A 20,910-nucleotide genomic window follows, 5' to 3' on the forward strand; every position below is an offset into this window, starting at 1 on the left:
CCACTGAGTATACAACTGGTCACTTAAAGCACATTAGTCACTAGGTAAAGGCGAGTCTCGACTTAAGAGTGACTTGTGAGTATGGTATTAGCTTGTGACAGTGAGGGGCATAATCCCCTACACTAATTGCCGTGGAAATGGGCTGATAAAGGCAGTCGCCGGCGTGAGTGAGCCGGACTGCCCAAACCGTCATCGCTGCATCTACATGCGATGGCGCTCCCCAATCAGCACCGACAGCCGTAGTAGATACCTGTAATATATAAACAAAGCGCCAAACGATGTTGTACAAGCGACGTAAAAATAAGTACATTACTATGAGCGCTGGATAACAAAGATATCTTCACTGTGCGCCCGCTAGTGGTTTGTCGTCATGACGATGTTTGTCTTGGTGGCAGCATCGGCGCACAGTGCTATTACCCATTTTACTAACAGTAACTGGCTATTGATTGTAATCCAAAACGTAGCTTTCGTTATATAGCAAGGAGTTTCAAATGGTATACCAAGGAAATCGCATCACGGTGACAATGCTAGAAGATGGCATCGCCAACATGCAATACAACGCCGAAAATGAGAGCGTGAACAAGTTTGATGCCGAGACCAACAAGCAGTTTGGCGAAGCGGTCAGTGCTTTAGAAAAAGCCGATGACGTAAAAGGCCTTATTGTCACTTCAAGCAAAGGCGTGTTTATCGCGGGCGCTGATATCACAGAGTTTGTTGGCTCATTTAAAAACCCAGAAAACGAGATCAAAGACTGGGTGGTGAGTATCAATGATACCTTTAACCGCTTTGAAGATTTGCCATTTCCAAAAGTAGCTGCCATCAATGGCGCAGCGCTTGGCGGTGGTTGTGAGATGACCTTGGTGTGTGAATATCGCGTCATGAGCGACAAAGCCATCATCGGGCTGCCAGAGACTCAATTAGGTATCTTCCCGGGCTTCGGCGGTACGGTGCGTAGTACGCGTGTCATCGGTATCGACAATGCGCTTGAGCTAATCGCTACAGGTAAGCCAAAAAAACCACTAGAAGCTTTAAAACTAGGCTTGGTAGATGCGACCGTCTCTGCTGATGATTTGCAAGACGCCGCGATTGACCTGGTCAAAAAATGTATCTCAGGTGAGCTTGACTGGCAAGCCAAGCGTGAAGAGAAGCTGAATCCTGTAAAGCTAAACCAGCTTGAGCAAGCGATGGCGTTTAACAGTGCCAAAGGCATGATCTTCTCTAAAGCCAATCCGAAGCAGTACCCAGCGCCTGCGATCGCGATCGAAGCGATCGAAAAGCATGTCAATCTGCCACGTGATAAAGCAATCGAAGTCGAAGCAGCAGGTTTTGCCAAAGCGGCAAAAACCCCGCAGGCTGAGAGCTTGGTCGGTTTGTTCTTAAACGATCAGTTGGTCAAAAAACTGGCCAAAAAACACAGCAAAAAAGCACATGAAATCAATGAAGCGGCCGTGCTTGGCGCAGGTATCATGGGCGGCGGTATCGCGTATCAGGCAGCCAGTAAAGGCTTGCCAATCATTATGAAAGACATCAAGTCTGAGCAATTGGATTTGGGTATGGGCGAGGCCAGCAAGCTACTTGGCAAAATGGTCGAGCGCGGCAAGATGACCCCAGCCAAAATGGGCGAAACGCTAAGCCGTATCCGTCCGACTCTGAACTATGGTGACTTTGCTGAGACTGATATCGTTATCGAAGCGGTGGTCGAAAATCCAAACGTCAAACGTGCGGTACTCAAAGAAGTCGAAGGTCTAGTAAAAGACGATGCGATTTTGGCATCTAATACCTCGACCATCTCTATTACTTATCTAGCTGAAGCACTTGAGCGCCCAGAAAACTTCGTCGGTATGCACTTCTTTAACCCAGTACACCGTATGCCACTGGTAGAAGTGATCCGCGGTGAGAAGTCATCAGAAGAAGCCATCGCGACCACTGTGGCATTGGCCTCCAAGATGGGCAAGGTGCCAGTGGTGGTCAACGACTGCCCAGGCTTCTTGGTAAACCGTGTCCTCTTCCCATACTTTGGCGCGTTTGATTTGCTGCTCAAAGAAGGCGCTGATTTCGTCCATGTCGATAAAGTCATGGAAAAATTTGGCTGGCCGATGGGTCCTGCTTACCTAATCGACGTTGTCGGTCTAGACACGGGTGTACATGGCGCAGAAGTGATGGCAGAAGGATTCCCTGACCGCATGAAGCCTGATTATAAAGGGGCGATCGAGCATCTATATGAAAACGAGCGCTTAGGTCAGAAAAACGGCGTCGGTTTCTATAAGTACGAAACCGACAAGCGCGGTAAGCCAAAGAAAGTCGCTGATGACGCCACTTACGAGCTACTTAAAACCACGACAGATAGCGACAAAAAAGAGTTTGATGATCAAACCATCATTGACCGCACCATGCTGGCTTTCTGTAATGAGACCGTACGCTGCCTAGAGGACAACATCGTCAGCACGCCAAGTGAGGCCGATATGGCGATGATTATGGGCGTTGGTTTCCCGCCGTTCCGCGGTGGCCCTTGCCGTTATATCGACCAAATGGGTCTCGATAACTACTTGGCACTATGCGAAAAATACGCGCACCTTGGCAAAGCCTATGAAGCGCCGCAAAAGATTCGCGACATGGCAGCCGCTGGCGAGACTTTTTACGCCACAGCGTAACGAGCATACCGTATTAGGATAAGTGGGGTGCGTTTGCTGACGTCGCTATCGGTGATAAAAAATAGCAGACGCACCGTTTTGGTCGGTTTCATCAGGTCTGGCCTGCCGCGACAGCATTCAGATAGTTATCGTACTGATGTACGGATCGCGTGATAGATGGCTATAGAGCCTGATTAAATCGACAACACTGACAATAAAAATTGAAAAGGAAGATAGTATGACAACTTTAAGTCCAAAAGATGTGGTCATCGTAGATGGCGTACGCTCGGCGATGGGAAGATCTAAAAACGGTATGTTCCGCCATGTTCGTGCTGATAATCTCTCAGCAGAATTGGTGCGTGCTTTGGTAGAGCGCAACGATTTTGACACCAACGATGTCGAAGACATCATCTGGGGCTGTGTCAACCAAACCCTAGAGCAAGGTCTAAACATCGGCCGCAATATCGGCCTGCTGGCTGGTATTCCAAAGACTGCTGGCGGCCAAACGGTCAACCGTTTATGCGGCTCTTCTATGCAGGCGCTACATACCGCTGCCGCTCAAATCATGACCGGTCAAGGTGATGTCTTTATCATCGGCGGTGTTGAGCACATGGGTCATGTTGGTATGATGCATGGCGTGGATCTCAACCCAGCAGCCTCTAAACACTATGCTAAAGCCTCAAACATGATGGGCTTAACCGCTGAAATGCTGGGCCGTATGAACAACATCACCCGCGAAGAGCAAGACGCTTTTGGTCTTGAGTCACATCGCCGTGCGTGGGCTGCGACCACTGAAGGCCGCTTTGATAATGAAATCATCGGTATCGAAGGCCATGATGCAGATGGCCGTCTGCAGCTATGTACCGTCGATGAAGTGATTCGCCCAGATGCGACGATGGAGCAAATGCAAAAACTGCGTCCAGCCTTTGACCCTAAAGGCGGTACAGTGACTGCCGCGACGTCATCTGCACTCTCTGACGGTGCGTCAGCGATGTTGGTCATGAGCGCGCAAAAAGCCAAAGATCTTGGTCTAAAGCCTCGCGCTCGTATTCGTAGCATGGCTGTCGCTGGCTGTGATGCGGCTATCATGGGTTATGGTCCGGTACCTGCGACCAACAAAGCCTTAAAGCGCGCTGGCATGAGCGTCGATGACATGCAAACCATCGAGCTAAACGAAGCCTTTGCTGCCCAAGGTCTATCTGTACTTAAAGCCTTGAACCTGACGGACAAGCAAGACATCGTCAACATCAATGGTGGCGCGATTGCACTGGGTCATCCACTAGGGTGTTCAGGTGCTCGTATCACGGTTACCTTGCTAAACGCTATGGAGCAGTCTGACACCGAGCTTGGCCTTGCAACCATGTGTATCGGCCTTGGCCAAGGTATCGCCACTGTGATTGAGCGTGTATAAGACTTTTAACGAGCAATGTTAGTCTGGTTTATTTAACAAAAACTCCAATCTCTATGATTGGGGTTTTTTTTATGGTTGCATGCTAAAAATTGTATGACAAACACGTGTTTATAACGTGTGCATAAGTTGTTAATAAAAATTATCTGCATTGACGCCCCTACAAATCTATGACTAAATAACAGTGAAGCGAACAAGCGTATGAAATGAATAAAACCTATAAGCCAGCACTATAATATAGCTATCATTGTCAGTCATACAAGGAGTGTACTATGTCTACCATGATTACCGACCGCACGTATCGTATCGCCCGCGAAAACACCCAAGCGATGCTGATCGATGTCCAAGAGCGCCTTACCCCGCATATCTATGATCACGAAAATATCGTCAAAAAAACCGTGATACTGATTAAGGGGCTGCAGGCGCTTGATATCCCTATCATGCTCAACGAGCAGTATAAAAAAGGCCTTGGCGATACCTTGCCTGAGATTCGTGAGGTGCTTGCAGATAACAATGCCAAAAGCTTTGAAAAAGTGACCTTTAGTGCGTGTGATAACGATGAGTCATGGCACCATTTGGCGCAGCAAAACCGCAGTATTGTGTTGCTGTTTGGGGCAGAGGCACATGTATGCGTCATGCAAACGGCGCTTGATTTGTTAGACAACGGTATGCAGCCGGTCATCATCGGGGACGCTGTCGGTTCGAGATTTCCGTATGACAAAAAACAAGCCATTCGCCGTATTCGCCGTGCAGGTGGAGTGATCAGTACGGTTGAGTCTATCTTGTTTGAGCTGTGCCGCAGTAGTAAAGATCCAGCGTTTAAAACCATCAGCAATTTGATCAAATAGCCTTTTGTCCAAATTGCTTTGTTTGTGCTGACGCAAGTGTGTGGGTCAGATAGAAAAATAGCGCTTGAGGCTATCAGCGCTATTTTTGCGTCTAGGGTCGGGTTTTGTATTAAAATGAGCGCTACATTTGCTGATTGCTTAAGAGAGAGCCATGCCATCCAACCATTCAATCCACCAGACACCTTCAAATGACAATGCCTTAACGGATACTGCACCTGCTGATCATATCAATATGGATGATGTGACGCATTTTTTATTAGAGTTAGATGCGCTAAAGCGCGTCAATCGGCGCAGCTATGTCACCCAGACCACCCGCCGCGAAAACTCAGCTGAGCACTCTTGGCATTTGGCGATGGCGTGTTGGTCGATTGCTGAATTGTTTGCGCTAGACGTCAATCACGAGCAGCTGCTCAAGATGGCGCTGGTTCATGATTTGGGTGAGATTGATGCTGGTGATACTTTTTTATACGACAATACGCGTCATACGGCGCATATCGAGGAGCGTCAAGGCATGGCGCGTTTGCAAGCGGAGCGTGGCAATGGCATTGCTAACTTAGCAGCGGTCTGGGAAGCACAGGAGACAGGCGATAGCAAAGAAGCGCAGCTGCTACGGGTGGTGGATCGCTTATTGCCGTTTTTGCTCAACCTCAATACCAACGGGCAGACGTGGATTGAGCTGGGGGTGACGCGCTCGCAGGTGGCTGGCGCGCATGCCTTTATCAAAGACAGCTTTTCGCCTATTCATGACTGGCTGTCACAGCGTATCGACTATGCGACCAAGCAAGGCTGGCTAATCGATGCATGACCAATAAAATCGTTCGCTTGGGTCAGCTTGGTACGGCTAACGCTGGCCGCGGCACCTATCGGCAGCGGCGCAAAACTGGCACACGATGCCAAAAAACAAATAGGCGTGCTGCGACCCTTCGATGCTGCCCAAAATCATCCCAGTAGCACTGTGCTTATTTTAGATTGATCAACTATGGTCACATAGATAGCCATTAAAAAACCCGGCCAAGCGTGATTATTCGCGCTTGACTGGGTTTTGTCTTAAAAAAACAGACAGATTATCTAGCGTTAGCCATACCCAATAACTGTCCCATTTTTACCATACTATTGGCTTGCAGGCTGTCTTGCCATGTTGTTTCTGCGCCTTTTGGCAACACTACTATTGCTGTTGAACCTAAATAAAAACGTCCAAGCTCATCGCCTTTTTCAAGCTTTATGTCGTGCTCGGCTTCTTGAATGTCGTCGGTACGGCTGATTTTGCCAGTGGCGACTGTCTCGATACCAGCGACGATCATCGCGCCGACCATCACGACCGCAGCTTTGCCGTAGGCGGTATCAAACAGACACACCAAGCGCTCATTGCGCGCAAACAAATCAGGTATGTTGGCAGCCGTGGTGTTGTTGACAGAAAACAGCGTGCCCGGCACATAGCGGGTTTTGGTCAAGGTGCCAGCAAACGGCATATGCACGCGGTGATAATTGCTGGGTGCCAGATAGACTGTGGCAAAACTGCCATCGGCAAAATAATGTCCATCTTCGCTATCGGCCAGCAGTTGGCCGATATCATAGTAGCGCCCTTTGGCTTGCAAAAGCTTATGATCGTCAATCTGACCGAGCTGCGAGATGATGCCGTCAGCTGGGCTGACAACCCCCTGCGGCGTGGCGTCGATAGGGCGCGCATCTGCTTTTAACTCGCGAGTAAAAAAGTCATTAAAGCTCTCATAAGCACCTAAGTTTTGGCGCTCATACTCATCCAAGCTGATATGATAGGCTTTTGCAAAGCTACGAATAAAGGTGCGCTTGACATAGGGGTGGCGACTGGCAGCCAAACGGCCAGCGACTTTACTGAGCTTTTGTTGCGGGACAAGCTGCTGCAAGGTGGTGAATACATTCATAATATGGCGACCAAAATAAAGGTGAGAGAGTAATAAATAGGCAAATAAATGATGATATTTTATCATGGACGGCCTAAGTTTGTATGAGCATAATTGGTAAGGGGAGCATAAATGAAAGCATTGATACAGCGGGTACATGGTGCGAGCGTCAGCGTCGATGGGGGTTGTGTCGGGCGTATCGAGCATGGCGTGCTGGCGTATATCGGCTTGGGGCCTGAAGACGACCTACAAACGGCCAAACGGATGATTGATAAAATCCTTGGCTATCGTATTTTTGAAAACGACGATGACCCTGCCAAATATGGCAAACTGGACAAAAATGTCCAGCAAGTCGCTGGCGGGCTGCTGCTGATATCACAGTTCACCCTGATGGCGAAGACTGACAAAGGCCGGCGTCCTGATTTTGGCGGTGCCATGCCACCAGAGGCAGCGCGCGTACTGTTTGCTCAGCTAGTCGACTATGCCAACAGTCAGCACCCTCAGGTAGCGACGGGTCAGTTTGGCGCAGACATGCAGGTTATGAGTATCAATGATGGGCCACTGAATTTTATATTAGACGTGCGCTAAAGCATCAAATGTGAATCATGATGGTGAGTGCCATCTGTTTGAGGGAAGTGGCTTGGTCTATAGCAGCCGCTTAAATGACAAATGTCATCAAACTGTCACAATTACCGCGTTTAATAGGCAAGCAGTGGCGAGTGGTTATCGCCCTTTTTTATACGTCTGTTTTGTCCCTTATCACTGAGAATACCTTATGTATAATGAGCAAATTTTGATTGTTGAAGATGAACCTGCAATCCGCGAGATGGTCGTCATGACGCTAGAGATGGCTGGTTTTGATAGCTTGCAGGCAACGGACGTATCAGAGGCGCACCAACAAGTGGTCGACCATCGGCCAGCGCTGATTTTGCTAGATTGGATGCTGCCTGGGGACAAAAGCGGCATTGATTTTTGTCGTATGCTCAAAAGTGATGAGCTACTCGCTGAGATACCCGTCATCATGCTGACAGCCAAAAGCGAAGAGGACAGCAAGGTGCACGGTCTGGATGCGGGCGCAGATGATTATATGACCAAGCCTTTTTCGACGCGCGAGCTGATCTCAAGGATCAAAGCGGTGTTGCGCCGTAGCAATGCTTTGAGCGCCGACAAGACCATTGAAATAGGTAAGTTAAGCCTCGACCCCAAAAGCCAGCGGGTCATGGCGTCTGGGCAAATCATCGATGTCGGACCGACCGAATATCGGTTGTTGGCGTTTTTTATGAGCCATCCTGAGCGTGCCTATACGCGCACCCAGCTGCTTGATCAAGTGTGGGGCGGCAATGTCTATATCGAAGACAGAACCATCGATGTGCATATCAAACGCCTACGCAAACTGCTGCGCCCTCATGACTGCGATAAGCTGATACAAACGGTGCGCGGTACTGGTTATCGCTTCTCAAGCTTTGTTGAGGCCAAATAGTAGGCGCTCATACTGCCAAAATAGCCGCCGCAATTCTGTTGCCAGTCCAGCTATCATCACCATAGTTATCAGTAAGTGATTATCAGTAAGGGTCACTTAGCTGATAGGGATAATCATCATAATGATAACGAGATAACAAGTAGGGCAAAAAAATAGGTCACGAAAAATGGATGAGTAACATAATGTCAAAGCAATGTACCGAACAAGATATCTCAGAGCCGATAGCGCTACAAAACACCACCAATCAATTAAAAAAAATAAGAAGTGCGCTGCGGGCACTGCGCGATGCGGTGATTTTACTCAATGACAGTGATGGTCTGGAGTGGTGGAATCAGGCCGCTGAAGATTTACTATTATTGCAGGCAGCAGATAAAGGCCGATGTATTTTTGACTTTATTGGCGCATCTGAGTTTCGCCAGTACTATCAAGCGCCGACGCTGGCTGACGAAGGTGTACATATAAAGTCATGGCGCGCGCCTGAGCGTTATTTAAAGTGTGAACTGACCCCGTTTGCCGACGAAAAGCTATTGATCATCTACGATGTGACGCGTCTGCATCATCTAGAAGAGATGCGCCGCGATTTTGTGGCCAACGTCTCACATGAGCTGCGTACGCCGCTGACCGTGATGATGGGGTATTTAGAAAACTTTTCGGATCAGCCAGACATGCCGCCGCACTGGAAGCGCGGCTTTGAGCTGATGACCCAGCAGACAGCGCGCATGAATAGAATCGTCAATGATTTATTACTGCTATCGCGTATCGAAATCGAAGAGACTCATGAGCTACATTATATCGATATGACCAAGCTGCTAACCCATATCTATGATGATGCACAGGCCTACAATCAAGAGTATGGTCATAGCATCCATCTACAGATAGATACCTATGATGGGCTGTACGGCTCAGAGATGTATCTGACCAGCGCCTTATCCAATCTGGTGATCAATGCGATTAAATACACACCAAAAGGTGGCGATATCACCGTTAGCTGGACCAAAACAGCAGAGGGTTGCCGTTTCGCTGTCGAGGATAATGGCATCGGTATTGCGCCGCAGCACATCGCCCGCCTGACAGAGCGTTTTTATCGTATCGATAAGGGTCGTAGCCGTGCCACAGGCGGCACAGGCTTAGGGCTGGCTATCGTCAAACACGTCTTATACCAGCATGAAGCCAACCTACAAATCGAGTCGGTAGAAGGCGGCGGCTCGACATTTAGTGCGGTATTTCCGCCAAATTACGTGCGCTCTGCTGCCATTAGCTGAGGTTTGATGGCTGTTAATATTTTAGGGCTATTAGCCAATGTCAGATGGATAAGCAAGCAGTCGTCGTGCTTATCATGACAGGCTACCGAGCAGGCTCGGATTTTTGTAAAAGCGGGTAGGGATTGACCGCATTGCCTTTGATATAAATCCCATAATGTACGTGCGGCGGTGTGCCCTTGGCGTTGCCGCTGTCGCCGACATAGCCGATGACATCACCCGCATTGACCCAGTCATTGGGGGCGATATCGGCATACTCCTCTAAGTGTGCGTAGTAGTGCCCAGCGCCGCCAGGACCGACGATGACCACCACACGCCCGCCTAGGGTGTTTTCGCCGACCTTACTGACGATGCCTGCTGTCGTCGCTTGTATCGGTGTGCCCCGCGCGGCAAATATATCGATCCCTTCGTGTGTGCGGCCTTGACTGCGCGCTGCGCCCCACGTGTCGCTTAGGTTTTGCTGAGGCAGTGGCGAGGGCAGGCTGTTTTCTGTTGGCAAATCTTGCTGCAATAAGCTGAGCTGTTGCCATTTGGCGGCGACAAAGGATTGGGTTTGTTGGCTGATGCTGGGCCATAATCTGTCTAATACAAACAGCAACATAAACAATACTGCTGCTTTGATCAGCAGCTTGAGCAGGCGGCGAAAAAACCTAGGCCGCGGTGGTGGATTGGGCCTTGATGGTGGCTTGTTGCCATCGGTGATCATAGCGATCCTTTGTCAGTATGGTCATAGATATTATAAGAGACCTGCGTTATCCGGTTTGTATCGCATTGTTATATCTGCTTGTTATCTTTGGATTTTAGCCCCATAAACAACAAAGCAGTCTATGGGATACCGTGCGTTGTTTGCGCTGGGTAAAACAGACTGTTATCGATTATGGATACCCCACGTGCTACAGCGAGTTTTATGACTGATTGCCTCAATATGCCAAGTCTGACTGATACTGCTTTGGTTATCGATACCGAAACCGATCAAGGCCGTGACCCAAGACCGATTCAGGTTGCTACCATCAACGTAGCGACGGGGTTTGAGTGGATGAAGTACTTTAATAGTGGCCGCGTCATCTCACCGGTGGTCATCAAAGTACATGGTATCACCGACGATGATGTGGCGGGTCTTGAGCGTTTTGATCTACAAGCGTTTGATTTGCCCACCTACCTCATCGGCCATAATGTGCGCTTTGACTGGCGCGTGATAGGCCGTCCGACTACCAAGCTGATCTGTACGGTGCGCCTCGCCCGTGTGGCCTTCCCAGAGTGGCGCTACTACGGTCAGTCTAAATGTATCGAGCAGCTGCTGGGTAAGTCTGCAGCAAGTGAGCTGACCTGCGCTGCCCATGATGCGCTGGGTGACGCCCGTATGTGTTACCTGCTGTATCAAGCCTGCTGCTCGCGTCTACAAATCGCGCCGACAGACTTTGCCGCGGCTCATGCCATCGCCAATCGAGCCAATCCTGCTAGTAGGATGCCATTTGGCAAATATAAAGGCCGACTTATCACCGAAGTGCCCATCGGCTATATCAAGTGGATGCTAGGTAATATCCATAATTTGCAGCCGTCGCTGTACTCTGCTCTACGCCAACGCGTCAAAGCAGAAAACGCGCAAAAAGATTGACGTATGCCTTAAAAAACCATGTCCTAACACTGCTGCTCCAACCAGTCTACCGCCATTTGCCATAGTGCTGGGGCTTTTACATGGGTGCGGCGACTAAAGTAGCGCATATGACCGATACGACTTAAACCAAAATCTTGCGGGGTATAAAAACGCTTTTCGACAGGCATCTTGGTAAACACACGTATCATGTCGTCCATATTTTCGCTGTTGGCGATATCATCGTCGCTAAACCCCAGCCATAAAGCGGGCATGCTAAGCTCATCATAAAAATGAGTATGTATGCTGTGACCAAAGGCGGTTTTGATATAGCCTGCGCCATTGCACCACTCGCGCCACTGCCGAGCAACGCCGCGCGGTAATGGCTCGCCCATACCGATTTTATCCGCTGGTGTATAGCCTAACACCAAGCTGCTAAGTGGAATAAAAGCATCCATAAAACCCATGGCCTTGAGCTTATAGGGCATGTCCATGTTTTTGATTTGCCCTGACGAGCAGGCGACATTGAATACAGACTGTACGGTCTGATAGTTTGGCATCAAGCCAATCAGCTGACCGCCGGCACTGTGACCGATGATGTGATATGTGGTATCGGCAAACTCATCTTGCAGGGCATCAAGCACGGCTGGCAGGTCATGACGTCCCCAGCTGATCAACGAGGCGTCACATTTGGGCAGCTCGGTGCTTAACGACTCGCCGATACCTTCGTTGTCAAAGGTCACTACACCAAAACCGCAGGTAGCCAAATAAGTGGCAAAGTGGTGATAAAACTGACGTTTAATACCAGTGGCAGGCGCTATCATGACCGCCGCTTTTGTTGTATGTTGCGGGCGATATACTGTCGCGGCTAGCGGCTGATTGCGTTCAGTCATGATACTCAGGGCATCGGTTTTTATGACATGGCTGTCTGTTGGTAGGGAGTTTTGCGGTTCTTCCATGAGTCGGCCTTAGGGTCTGATCTATAGTGTGGGGGCTGGCGTTTTATGGTTGTGGCGGCTACAAGGTTTGGGCAGCTCGGCTGGCTCTAACGGCGTGATGGTCAGTCCGTTATGAGGCTCTGATGCGCGGCTTTGATGATATCAAGCTCATGTAACAGCAGCGCTTATGTTAAGATAAATGAGGGTAGGTGAGGTGGGCAATGATGACTTGTAAGTTCTATACGCTATGACTGGAGCGGCGCTTTGTCACATTTTTATCGTCATCTGTCAACTGAGCACTCACCTAAAAACAATAATATAAAAATTAAGGAAACACTATGCAAATGAAAATCAATAACGACACTTATGAAGTAATCACCAGTCAAGATATCACCAATATCGAAAAAGCCGTCGATAAGTTCTCACTGACCATGCCGCTGGTTGCGGTGTATTGTGGCTCGCGCCTAGGTAATCATGAAGTGTATGAGCAAGCTGCTCGCGAGCTGGGTCTTGCGCTGGCAAAAAACGGCATGGGTCTGGTCTATGGCGGTGCTAGCATCGGGCTGATGGGGGCGGTGGCGGATGAGGTCGTCAACGGCGGCGCTCAAGCGGTCGGTGTGATTCCAACCTTTATGCTCAAACACGAAATCGCTCACAATCAGTTAACACGCCTACATTTGACCGACACCATGCACACGCGAAAAACCGTCATGGCAGAGTATGCCGATGCTTTTATCACCTTACCAGGTGGGCTTGGCACGCTCGAGGAGATCATGGAGATTGCCACGTGGCGTCAGCTTTATCAGCACGAAAAACCCATGATTATTCTGAATATCAATGGGTTTTATGACCGAATGATAGAGCACTTGGCCTATACCGCTGAGCAAGGATTTATGAAGCAAGAAGATTTGGCGCGTCTGGTGGTGTGTAATACCATCGGTGAAGCGATTGAGATGCTAAAGACTGTGGTCACCATCGACGATGCTGTCGATACCGAAAAAATGGCGGGCAGCGAAAGCTAAAATGTGCAAAGACTCACAGACTGCCAAACCCAGAGATTCAAGCTCTCAGAGAGCAAGACGCTCAGAGGCCAAAAAGCGCAGGCTATCCAATAACGGTGGTCTGCGCTTTTTTATTGAATTATTGAGTAGGAATTTTGCTTCGTCTGCGCTGTGAGCGGGATAGAAGCAAAAATAAGCCAAGATCAGCGATGCCTCATAAGCTGGACAGTATGGCCTCACGGATACCATGGTTTACTCCTGCCATGGCCATTGGAAAACCGCGCTGCTCAGCCAGCTCGCGAGCCACACTATCGATGGTTAAGCTATCGTTGTGCGCCAGATATGGCCATTTATGAGCATAGCGGTGACGGTTTGCGGGCGTATCTGTTGTCACCAAACCCAGCTCAGCCAGCTCATTGACGATTTGATCCGCTGCAATCAAGGTCGAGGAGGCTTTGACGTTTTCTGCACGGGCATAGCGGATATCGGCGTACAAGCTGACGTCAGCGACGCGCAAAGTATCGTCTTCTCCAGGGATTTGCTGCCCACCATACAGGGCATTGCCAACGCTACGAGCACTATGAAAGGTCGGTACAAACTGCGCCACATAATCGATGGCTTGTTGGCTACGCGCTTGTAGCGGCGCTTTGTCCCAGCCATCCTCGATGTAGTGTACGTACTGCTGCGGTAGCTTGGGCTGGGCGCTGTCAGTATTCGACGCCACCAACCCATCATCAAACAAAGTAATGGCATGACTCATGCCATGAATCTGAAAGTAACCATCAGGATAAGGCGTCAGCTGTGCCATGCCCTCAGGGGTGCCGCGATTGCCATAGACGATGATCTCGGGTATCTGACCACCAGCTTCGCCCCAGTGGGTGATATAGGAGGACTTAAATTCGACCATACGGGTGACGGCGACACCGACCATATCATCGATGACCCCTGTACGAAATCCGCACGCATTGATCAGGTAGTCGACCTCGATCGCGTCTTCTTGCACCGCCTCTGTAGAGCTGCTTGCTGATTGGTAGTCGATGCGCCATTTGGTCACATGGTGATCGGCGTTTGTACAGTTTTCACAATCGACGGGCATGACCTGTGTCACCGTCGTATCGGTAAACACATGAGCGTGCTCATACTCTGCCAATGCTAGCTGTGCTGACGCGGCAAGGCGAAAGATATTCCAGCCGTACTCTTGGACGACGATAAGCGGGAACTTGACTTTGTTTAAATCCAGATACTTGGCAACTGGTATCATCCACTCATCGACGGTGCGAGGGATGGCGACTTGCTCACGCTCGGCCAGCGCCAGCAACTGCTCATGGTTATAGAGCTGATAGTAGTCCTCGGGCTCGCCCAAGACTTTATTGTTTGGGTCCTGCGCAATCAGCTCGCGATAGGCGTCTGTCAAAATATCAAGGCGTGGTAACAAATCCTCAGGCAAGCCTTCATCGCGTGTCGGGACGGCAAACACGGTGGGGCGCACATCGATGGTATAAGGGTATAAGCGCAAAATATCGATACACTGCTTGAGTAAGGCGACGCAGTCTTCATCAGGGATTTCGCGATACAAGTTGCCGCCGGCATGCAAGTGGCACATTGGTGGGCCGTCGATGAGAGATTGTTTTTTTTCAAACACATACGTCTCAAGCCCTAATGCAGCCAAGCGAATGGCAATCGTCGCGCCTGCCGTGCCGCCGCCTAAGATACCCACACGCTTTGCCGGTTGCGGCATGTCCGCCGTCTTCGCCGATGCTGCATCAGTGGCTGTATTGGCTGGTATGCCGCTATGGCTAGAGTTGGTGTTGTGATAAACGTATTGCGTCATTGTCGTTGTCATATCCTTGATAGCCTGAGCCGCGCTTAGGCTGCACTTATTGATTATAGGGTCGGTCGCTTCTGATATGCGTGCGCCTATCGTCAACTTCAACATCTTATCGTCATTGTTAGTCAATGCTGATTATTTATATAAAGCTGTTTTAATATAAGGGGATATTTTACGAAAGTTGAGGCGAGCATAAGATGACAAATACGTAAGTACATGCATGAGTTTTGTCAGTAGAGCCGAGAGCATGACAACCCATAGGCTGTAAAAGCGACAAGGCGCCGTGGTATAAAAGGTAGGCAGTCTGGTGGTTTTAGAATAAAAATTAGCCAAAAGGATAAGGGGTGACCGCTGCAAGTAGCGTTGATGTTTGTAAAATAATCCGGCTTTTGTAACAGTATACATTGAGACAAACGCCGCGTTTTTAGCCTGCGCTATATAGTGAACAAACCTTAATACAGCGACAGCGCTACTGGTCTTCACTTTTTTTATTTGACAGCAATGTGTCTTATCTTTATCCACATTTTTAAAATAAAGATACGCCCTAGTCAAGAACAGCCATGATGGTGGCTGCTTTTTGTGTTGGCTTATGACGGTTAGGGTGATGGTGATTCAGATGATGGTCGTATAAAAGACGAATGTGAAGGGCGCTCTATATATCTGCGAGCGCTTCAGCTGGTGCGGTTTTTGCCGCACGCACGGTAGTGGCAGGTTTTCTATATAAGGGGAAAAAGTCTGAATGTGACTCGTCTGGGGTCAGTCTACGCGCGGCTACCAGCTTGGCATACTTGTCTGGGTTGATGATGAGCCTATAGGTCTTAAACAGCAACTCTTGTGAGCTAAAGCCTTTTTTGTACTCGTATAAAGAATCCAGCGCTCCGCCCACACCGCCGCCTAGGTGGAGAATGTGATAGTTGTTTTCTCTACCCCAACTACGGGCGGTATGGGTAATTAGCTTGGAGGGCTGCAGATGAGAGTAGGCACCGCACGTGCCGCCGAGATGAAACTGCATGATGCCAGACTCTCGGCAGAGGGTATAAATAGCAGACGCAATCGGCGTATCGTCTTGATAGGCGGTGATGAGTAGTATCCGCTCTTGTAGGTTTTCTAGCAGATTAAAAAAGTAATCGTCATCAAAAAAGTAGTATTGATCGGCCTGCACATGCGCCATGGTTTCTTTATAAATGGTAGAAAACACCAGCGCACTGGCTTTGGTCAGCCGCTCAATTTTGGTCACGACATTGTGCTTGATGGCTTTTTTGATGCCTCGGCGATGACGGTTTTGCGTCTCGCTCCAGTGCGCGGCCTCAGACTGACTCAGATTAGACATCAGCGTAAGACCATGAGTCAAAGCCTTACCAACCGTCGGTATCCAGTCTTTATTGATAATAGGGTGCAGGCGCATAAATAACGACACGCAACCTTTAGCAAAAAGCCGCTCCTTTACTGCTTGCAGCATATAATCTACCTGCGCATCACTAAGCGACTTGTCCATCAGTGGGCCACCATAGCCGTAAGTGGTGGTTGCATCCCAGTATGCTGAGTCTATTTCACGGATGATAATGGGCAAAAAAAGCTGTTTGTTTTTATAGGTGGCCATCAGTCCCATCGGCGTGCCTTTATCGACTATCGCCGAAGCCGCCACCCAGCCCGATAAATGATATATATCAAAATGACAGTGTTTTATCTTTTTGTCCCACTGTTGATCGATATTAAGAAAATCTATCTGTACGGTATCCATCCTTCTGCTCCCTCAGAGGTTTGCCTTTATATTCATAAATCCGTATATATGAATATACCAATAAACCAAGGGGTAAACAAGAAGAGAAAGGCTTTTATGTAATATATTGAATATAGAAGGCTGAGCACAGGTTTTTAATTTAGTAGGGATCGGCGTAAAAGCGCCAGCACGGCTCTAGTGTGGGTAAAAGATGCCGCGCAAAGTTGGGACACGCTCTTGCATCAAATGCCAAAAACCGTTAAAATCGCGGTTTGATTTTCCCGCTGGGGAAAGGCTAAGTGAACAGAGGCGTGGTGTTGGGTGCTGGAATAAGCCAGTGATGCAGTTGCCACTCTTAGACATGTCCTTAGTGCCTCAGTTACGTATGCCAGCATGTGTTTGATTGCTCATCAAGCCGCCTGATACATACATCGGACATAGAGAGATTATTATGCGTAAAGATATCCATCCTAACTACCAAGAAGTTTTGTTTCACGACACCAACGCTGATGTGTTTTTCTTGACTCGCTCAACGGTCAGCACAAAAGCCACTCGTGAGTACGAAGGTAAAGAATACCCATACTTCCCACTTGATATCTCAAGTGCATCGCACCCATTCTATACAGGCGAGCAGCGTAAAACCTCTACTGAAGGCCGTGTTGCTAGCTTTAACAAACGCTTTGGTGCATTCGGTGGCCGTAGCAAAAAAGCGGCTGACTCTGCTGAGTAATATGCGCTTATCGCGTCATGTTATGTGGCGCAGTATAAAAAAAACCGCTGATCATTCAGCGGTTTTTTTATGTCAAATCAGCCAGCATCTGTTAGCGCTCAAGGAGCTGTGCGATTAGTGCCGCCAGCTGCTGCGCCCACAAGCCATAAGTCAAGCTGCTGGGGTGAAAGCCATCACTGGCAAACATCGCCGCGCTATCAATGGAGCCGCTGCCGCTGTGCATTTCGGCCATCATCGCAAAGTCAGCCGCCATGTAGTGTACACCGCCCTGAGCCTGACACACGTTTTGTAATACCTTATCGAGCGCCATGGCTTTGGCACCGATAAAGGCGTTGAGCGGCGCGGGTAGTGCTGGCATTTGTGCCATCGGTGGTAGGCTTGAGAAGACAATCTTACGCGCGCCAAACTTGCGCTGAGCAATGGCGATGATCTGCTCGAGTTGCTGTTGCCACTGGTCGGGGGAGACGTTTGCTGTGGTGTCATTGACCCCGACGCTCAAAACCATGAGATCAACAGGCTGGCTGGGCGCAGACAGCACATACAATCGCCGCAAAATATCAAAGCTGGTGTGCCCCGTCGTCGCCTGCAACGACCAGACAATCTCAGCAAACTGGCTATGAATAACTGGCTGTTGTTGCAGAATGGGGATTAGCTTGCCTGCCAGCGCTTCTTGCTGTGTCAACGTCCCGACCCCTGCTGCTGCGGAGTCGCCGACGATCATCAACTGTAGGGCAGGCTTCGATGCTTGGGCGGGCGTCTTAGTCGCTGACACTAGAGTGACCCGGCCACATCTCTCACCGGTAGGCTCAGGGAGGCGTACCGTATCACGTTTGACCTTGATACCTTGGTACAGATAAATTGGCGCAAGCAGCATATCTTTTTTGGATAAATTTAGAGAAGCTACCATCCTGCACGCTCCCGAATGGTGGTCAGGCTGTCGTCGATCAACAGCTTACCGTCGACATACACATCCCGTAGTAGGTTGTCAGCAGTCGATAAGTCGTCGAGTTTGATGGTTTTTGGTTGGCCTTGGGTCTGATTGATCAACGCCAAGCGGCCTTTTTTTGAGCGTTTTGAACGACTGGTCACAGGATCCTTATAGATATCCTTCCAAACGCCATCGATACAAATGGCGCTGGCTTTCATCGCCCAGCTCATGGTGTCGCGGTTGACTTGCTGCAATAATCCGCCGCCCATCCCAAAGGTGATGTTATCCGCGCTAAACCCAGCCTTTAGCACTACATCGATGATGCTGCCCAAAGTGTTTGGGCTGATGCCATCGCCTTGGATGATACGCACATAATCTGGCAATACCTTATAGCCTTTACTATTGATGGTCGTGCCAAACTTCACAGCCAAGCGCTCTAAAGCTTCGCGTACCACTTTGGCAGGCTCGCCGCTGTCTGGTCTGATGACCAGCGTGCCGCCCATGTTTTTGACCTCGTCTTTGAGACGGCCGCCCCAGATATTATCTATGGCGTTCCATAAGTCGTAGCTGTCAGAGACTACAGAGATGCTTTTGCCCTCGCCGCCAAACTGCGTAAGCATATTGGCAAAGGCGGCTGTCTCGCCGTCGCGGCCCCAAGCGGTCATGGTACTGTGCTCGGCGGCCGGAATCGAAAACGCTGGCATGTCTTTATCCATCCGATACCAACGGCTGGCGGCGACCAGCGCTGTCATCGAGTCGGTCCCTGCAAAGTTTACTAAATGCGCCAAACTGCCTAAAGCGACTGATTCTTGGCTAGAGGCACCGCGCGCGCCAAAATCATGCAGCCGAAATGTAAGCGAGTCGCTATTGTCGGCAGATTTTTCTAGGGCCTGACGAATGATGCCTTTACAGTAATGCGAGACGCTAGCGACGGTGGAGGGGTACCAAATAGCGCGTAGCAGTGCGGTCTCGATATAGCTTGGTAGCCAGTAAAACTCAGGATCGGTATTGATGACTTGGCAGACGACGTTTGAGACAGGGACGATGCTGCCTTCAGGGACGGCCTCGATACGTAGTGGCAGGTAGCCACCGTGTTTATCGACCAAACGCTCCCAGCCTGCACGGTTAAAGGTCAAGCCATGCGCTTGAATGACCATTTCAGCTTCATCGATATCTTGATGGGTGATAGGGGTGCTGAGGTACTCTTTGATGAAAGCTTGTAGACCAAAAAACACCACGTCGTAGTCGCCTTTACGCGCCTCAATGTAGCTTGACAGATACTCACTACCGCTTGGGTATTGCATCCAATGTGAGGTCTTGTAGCTGTCGCTATTTAAGAGTAAATTACTCAGATTGCCAGTGTACATCACAGAACTCCTCTGCGTTAAGATGCCGCGGCTGCCTTGTTATATGACAGCTGCGGCGGTGAGCCATTACCGTCTATCGGTGCCGGCATGAAAACGTTACTTAGCCTGTTTTTAACACAATAATCATAAAAACTCAGCGCGCTGTTTGCCAATTATAGCCCTACCATTTTGGTAATGATCGCATAGTGGTCTTCAAACATCATGGTGGCGTCCAGCTCAGCCAGCGGCAGCCAAAAAGCCTTGGCTGCATCGTCGCCGCCTTTGACTTTGGGTAAGCCTTTTGGGTCGTTTTTTAGCTGAAAATAAAACGCTTGGGTAATCGTACGACCGCGCGCGGAGCGGTACGGATCATCAAAGGTATGCTGACTATGGCAAGAGCCGCGTAATACTGGCTCAGGGACTTTGAGGCGTGTCTCCTCGCGTAGCTCACGGATACAGGCATCAAACAAGGTCTCTTTTGGGTTCACAAACCCACCGGGCAATGCCCAAAGCCCACGTCCTGGCATGCTGCGGCGCTCTACCAATAAGATATGGCCTGATTGTACAATCAGCGCATCAGCAGTCATAAAGGTGGGCGGATAGGGCGCAGACTGCCATTGTCTTTTATATTTATCGATAAAATCGGCTTCTTCGTGCAGCTGTTGATAGTCTTCGGTTTTTTTGAAATCATCGAGCACGTGACGGGTGGACTCAGGCGTACGCTCAGGTGTTGGCGTCGCCCCCATTAGATAGCTGTCGCGGATAGGCGTGGCTGATAGGTTGTGATAATTGGGAACGGAGACAGAGTCCCAGTTGGGAAACAATGATAGATAATACGACGAGCTGTCTTTTGAGTGGCCTATCAGGCCGATATCACTTTGCAAATCACCTGTGACAGACTTGACACAGGCTTGTACGTATTGAAGCCAGCGCGTGTCATTATATAGTGCATCATCTAACCCCACGCAGTGGATGCGCGCGGCATCAGCAGATGAGTACGCGCCCTTAATCATCGCGGCACGCTCAGCGACGCTAAAAGGATTGCGTAGGCTGCGTGGTAGGTTGGCTGAGCCAATCAGCATAATCACTTCATCAGCGCGTTGTAGCGCCTCGTCGACGACCGCTTTATGCCCTCGATGAAAAGGCTGAAAACGTCCGATAAAGACCAGATAACGATAGTGTCTGCGCTTATCTGTTTGCTGCTCTACTGAATCACCCATATGTGCCACTGTCCTGCCATTGATATGTCATTAATAAAAATAAAGGCTAAAAACCATGCTGCCAATACTGACACAGCAGCAGCGCCACTGACAAGTGCAAAGA

The 20,910-nt window shown here is 49.5% G+C and carries 18 protein-coding genes; 10 read left to right on the forward strand and 8 right to left on the reverse strand.

Features of this window, described 5'->3' with window-relative positions:
• Window positions 1-491: 491 nt before the first annotated feature.
• The 4 genes from fadB to J3491_RS08415 all read left to right on the forward strand — a co-directional run bounded on the left by fadB (window position 492) and on the right by J3491_RS08415 (window position 5,691).
• Window positions 492-2,651, forward strand: a complete 2,160-nt coding sequence (gene fadB, locus J3491_RS08400) for a fatty acid oxidation complex subunit alpha FadB (protein ID WP_075102533.1) — start codon at window positions 492-494, stop codon at window positions 2,649-2,651.
• A gap of 217 nt (window positions 2,652-2,868) precedes the next feature.
• Window positions 2,869-4,041: an acetyl-CoA C-acyltransferase FadA gene (gene fadA, locus J3491_RS08405; protein ID WP_075102534.1), complete on the forward strand. Its 1,173-nt coding sequence runs from the start codon at window positions 2,869-2,871 to the stop codon at window positions 4,039-4,041.
• Between the two features lie 269 nt (window positions 4,042-4,310).
• Complete coding sequence (locus tag J3491_RS08410; RefSeq protein WP_207969819.1) at window positions 4,311-4,886, forward strand: isochorismatase family protein; 576 nt, start codon at window positions 4,311-4,313, stop codon at window positions 4,884-4,886.
• Window positions 4,887-5,037: 151 nt separating this feature from the next.
• Complete coding sequence (locus tag J3491_RS08415) at window positions 5,038-5,691, forward strand: HD domain-containing protein (RefSeq protein ID WP_207969820.1); 654 nt, start codon at window positions 5,038-5,040, stop codon at window positions 5,689-5,691.
• Window positions 5,692-5,950: 259 nt separating this feature from the next.
• On the opposite strand, the gene asd is transcribed toward J3491_RS08415, so the two are convergent.
• Window positions 5,951-6,787 carry an archaetidylserine decarboxylase gene (gene asd / locus J3491_RS08420; protein WP_207969821.1) on the reverse strand — a complete coding sequence of 279 codons (837 nt, stop codon included), beginning with the start codon at window positions 6,785-6,787 and terminating at the stop codon, window positions 5,951-5,953.
• A 111-nt stretch (window positions 6,788-6,898) separates the two neighbouring features.
• Between asd and dtd the strand changes: the two genes are divergently transcribed.
• From dtd to phoR, 3 genes are all read left to right on the forward strand, one after another.
• Window positions 6,899-7,354 carry a D-aminoacyl-tRNA deacylase gene (gene dtd / locus J3491_RS08425; RefSeq protein ID WP_207969822.1) on the forward strand — a complete coding sequence of 152 codons (456 nt, stop codon included), beginning with the start codon at window positions 6,899-6,901 and terminating at the stop codon, window positions 7,352-7,354.
• A 187-nt stretch (window positions 7,355-7,541) separates the two neighbouring features.
• Window positions 7,542-8,246, forward strand: a complete 705-nt coding sequence (gene phoB / locus J3491_RS08430) for a phosphate regulon transcriptional regulator PhoB (RefSeq protein WP_207969823.1) — start codon at window positions 7,542-7,544, stop codon at window positions 8,244-8,246.
• A 170-nt stretch (window positions 8,247-8,416) separates the two neighbouring features.
• Window positions 8,417-9,508 (forward strand): phosphate regulon sensor histidine kinase PhoR, encoded by a 1,092-nt coding sequence (phoR, locus tag J3491_RS08435; protein WP_243456248.1) that lies wholly within the window; start codon window positions 8,417-8,419, stop codon window positions 9,506-9,508.
• A gap of 82 nt (window positions 9,509-9,590) precedes the next feature.
• Here the strand turns inward: phoR and J3491_RS08440 are convergent, their stop codons facing one another.
• Entirely contained in the window at window positions 9,591-10,211 is a 621-nt protein-coding gene (locus J3491_RS08440; RefSeq protein WP_243456250.1) for a M23 family metallopeptidase, read from the reverse strand.
• Window positions 10,212-10,412: 201 nt separating this feature from the next.
• On the opposite strand from J3491_RS08440, the gene J3491_RS08445 reads away from it, so the two are divergent.
• Window positions 10,413-11,120 carry a putative quorum-sensing-regulated virulence factor gene (locus J3491_RS08445; protein WP_243456252.1) on the forward strand — a complete coding sequence of 236 codons (708 nt, stop codon included), beginning with the start codon at window positions 10,413-10,415 and terminating at the stop codon, window positions 11,118-11,120.
• Between the two features lie 23 nt (window positions 11,121-11,143).
• Here J3491_RS08445 and J3491_RS08450 read toward each other — a convergent pair whose 3' ends face one another.
• Complete coding sequence (locus J3491_RS08450; RefSeq protein ID WP_207969824.1) at window positions 11,144-12,055, reverse strand: alpha/beta hydrolase family protein; 912 nt, start codon at window positions 12,053-12,055, stop codon at window positions 11,144-11,146.
• 317 nt (window positions 12,056-12,372) lie between these two features.
• On the opposite strand from J3491_RS08450, the gene J3491_RS08455 reads away from it, so the two are divergent.
• Entirely contained in the window at window positions 12,373-13,056 is a 684-nt protein-coding gene (locus J3491_RS08455) for an LOG family protein (RefSeq protein ID WP_207969825.1), read from the forward strand.
• A 193-nt stretch (window positions 13,057-13,249) separates the two neighbouring features.
• On the opposite strand, the gene J3491_RS08460 is transcribed toward J3491_RS08455, so the two are convergent.
• Together J3491_RS08460 and J3491_RS08465 are read right to left on the reverse strand one after the other, a co-directional pair.
• Window positions 13,250-14,773 carry an FAD-dependent oxidoreductase gene (locus J3491_RS08460; protein ID WP_207969840.1) on the reverse strand — a complete coding sequence of 508 codons (1,524 nt, stop codon included), beginning with the start codon at window positions 14,771-14,773 and terminating at the stop codon, window positions 13,250-13,252.
• Window positions 14,774-15,515: 742 nt separating this feature from the next.
• On the reverse strand, window positions 15,516-16,604 hold the full coding sequence (locus J3491_RS08465; protein WP_207969826.1) for a GNAT family N-acetyltransferase: 1,089 nt from the start codon (window positions 16,602-16,604) through the stop codon (window positions 15,516-15,518).
• Between the two features lie 430 nt (window positions 16,605-17,034).
• Between J3491_RS08465 and J3491_RS08470 the strand changes: the two genes are divergently transcribed.
• Window positions 17,035-17,313, forward strand: coding sequence for a type B 50S ribosomal protein L31 (locus tag J3491_RS08470; protein ID WP_075102544.1), 279 nt, complete (start codon window positions 17,035-17,037; stop codon window positions 17,311-17,313).
• Between the two features lie 91 nt (window positions 17,314-17,404).
• On the opposite strand, the gene J3491_RS08475 is transcribed toward J3491_RS08470, so the two are convergent.
• The 3 genes from J3491_RS08475 to J3491_RS08485 form a co-directional block, all read right to left on the reverse strand.
• On the reverse strand, window positions 17,405-18,220 hold the full coding sequence (locus J3491_RS08475; protein ID WP_207969827.1) for an SGNH/GDSL hydrolase family protein: 816 nt from the start codon (window positions 18,218-18,220) through the stop codon (window positions 17,405-17,407).
• The gene (locus tag J3491_RS08480) at window positions 18,214-19,608 is read right to left on the reverse strand and encodes a nicotinate phosphoribosyltransferase (protein WP_207969828.1); all 1,395 of its coding nucleotides are present in this window, start codon (window positions 19,606-19,608) and stop codon (window positions 18,214-18,216) included. Before J3491_RS08480 ends, J3491_RS08475 begins: the two co-directional genes overlap by 7 nt.
• Window positions 19,609-19,760: 152 nt before the next feature.
• On the reverse strand, window positions 19,761-20,807 hold the full coding sequence (locus J3491_RS08485) for a bifunctional nicotinamide-nucleotide adenylyltransferase/Nudix hydroxylase (protein ID WP_207969829.1): 1,047 nt from the start codon (window positions 20,805-20,807) through the stop codon (window positions 19,761-19,763).
• Window positions 20,808-20,910 lie beyond the last annotated feature (103 nt).

This window comes from Psychrobacter halodurans (genome assembly GCF_017498075.1).
Classification (GTDB): Bacteria; Pseudomonadota; Gammaproteobacteria; order Pseudomonadales; family Moraxellaceae; genus Psychrobacter; species Psychrobacter celer.

Bases quoted from the DNA above. Each gene is read 5' to 3' on its own strand.
- fadB (WP_075102533.1), top strand. From the start codon at position 492: ATGGTATACCAAGGAAATCGCATCACGGTGACAATGCTAGAAGATGGC.
- fadA (WP_075102534.1), top strand. From the start codon at position 2,869: ATGACAACTTTAAGTCCAAAAGATGTGGTCATCGTAGATGGCGTACGC.
- J3491_RS08410 (WP_207969819.1), top strand. From the start codon at position 4,311: ATGTCTACCATGATTACCGACCGCACGTATCGTATCGCCCGCGAAAAC.
- J3491_RS08415 (WP_207969820.1), top strand. From the start codon at position 5,038: ATGCCATCCAACCATTCAATCCACCAGACACCTTCAAATGACAATGCC.
- asd (WP_207969821.1), bottom strand. From the start codon at position 6,787: ATGAATGTATTCACCACCTTGCAGCAGCTTGTCCCGCAACAAAAGCTC.
- dtd (WP_207969822.1), top strand. From the start codon at position 6,899: ATGAAAGCATTGATACAGCGGGTACATGGTGCGAGCGTCAGCGTCGAT.
- phoB (WP_207969823.1), top strand. From the start codon at position 7,542: ATGTATAATGAGCAAATTTTGATTGTTGAAGATGAACCTGCAATCCGC.
- phoR (WP_243456248.1), top strand. From the start codon at position 8,417: ATGAGTAACATAATGTCAAAGCAATGTACCGAACAAGATATCTCAGAG.
- J3491_RS08440 (WP_243456250.1), bottom strand. From the start codon at position 10,211: ATGATCACCGATGGCAACAAGCCACCATCAAGGCCCAATCCACCACCG.
- J3491_RS08445 (WP_243456252.1), top strand. From the start codon at position 10,413: ATGACTGATTGCCTCAATATGCCAAGTCTGACTGATACTGCTTTGGTT.
- J3491_RS08450 (WP_207969824.1), bottom strand. From the start codon at position 12,055: ATGGAAGAACCGCAAAACTCCCTACCAACAGACAGCCATGTCATAAAA.
- J3491_RS08455 (WP_207969825.1), top strand. From the start codon at position 12,373: ATGCAAATGAAAATCAATAACGACACTTATGAAGTAATCACCAGTCAA.
- J3491_RS08460 (WP_207969840.1), bottom strand. From the start codon at position 14,773: ATGCCGCAACCGGCAAAGCGTGTGGGTATCTTAGGCGGCGGCACGGCA.
- J3491_RS08465 (WP_207969826.1), bottom strand. From the start codon at position 16,604: ATGGATACCGTACAGATAGATTTTCTTAATATCGATCAACAGTGGGAC.
- J3491_RS08470 (WP_075102544.1), top strand. From the start codon at position 17,035: ATGCGTAAAGATATCCATCCTAACTACCAAGAAGTTTTGTTTCACGAC.
- J3491_RS08475 (WP_207969827.1), bottom strand. From the start codon at position 18,220: ATGGTAGCTTCTCTAAATTTATCCAAAAAAGATATGCTGCTTGCGCCA.
- J3491_RS08480 (WP_207969828.1), bottom strand. From the start codon at position 19,608: ATGTACACTGGCAATCTGAGTAATTTACTCTTAAATAGCGACAGCTAC.
- J3491_RS08485 (WP_207969829.1), bottom strand. From the start codon at position 20,807: ATGGGTGATTCAGTAGAGCAGCAAACAGATAAGCGCAGACACTATCGT.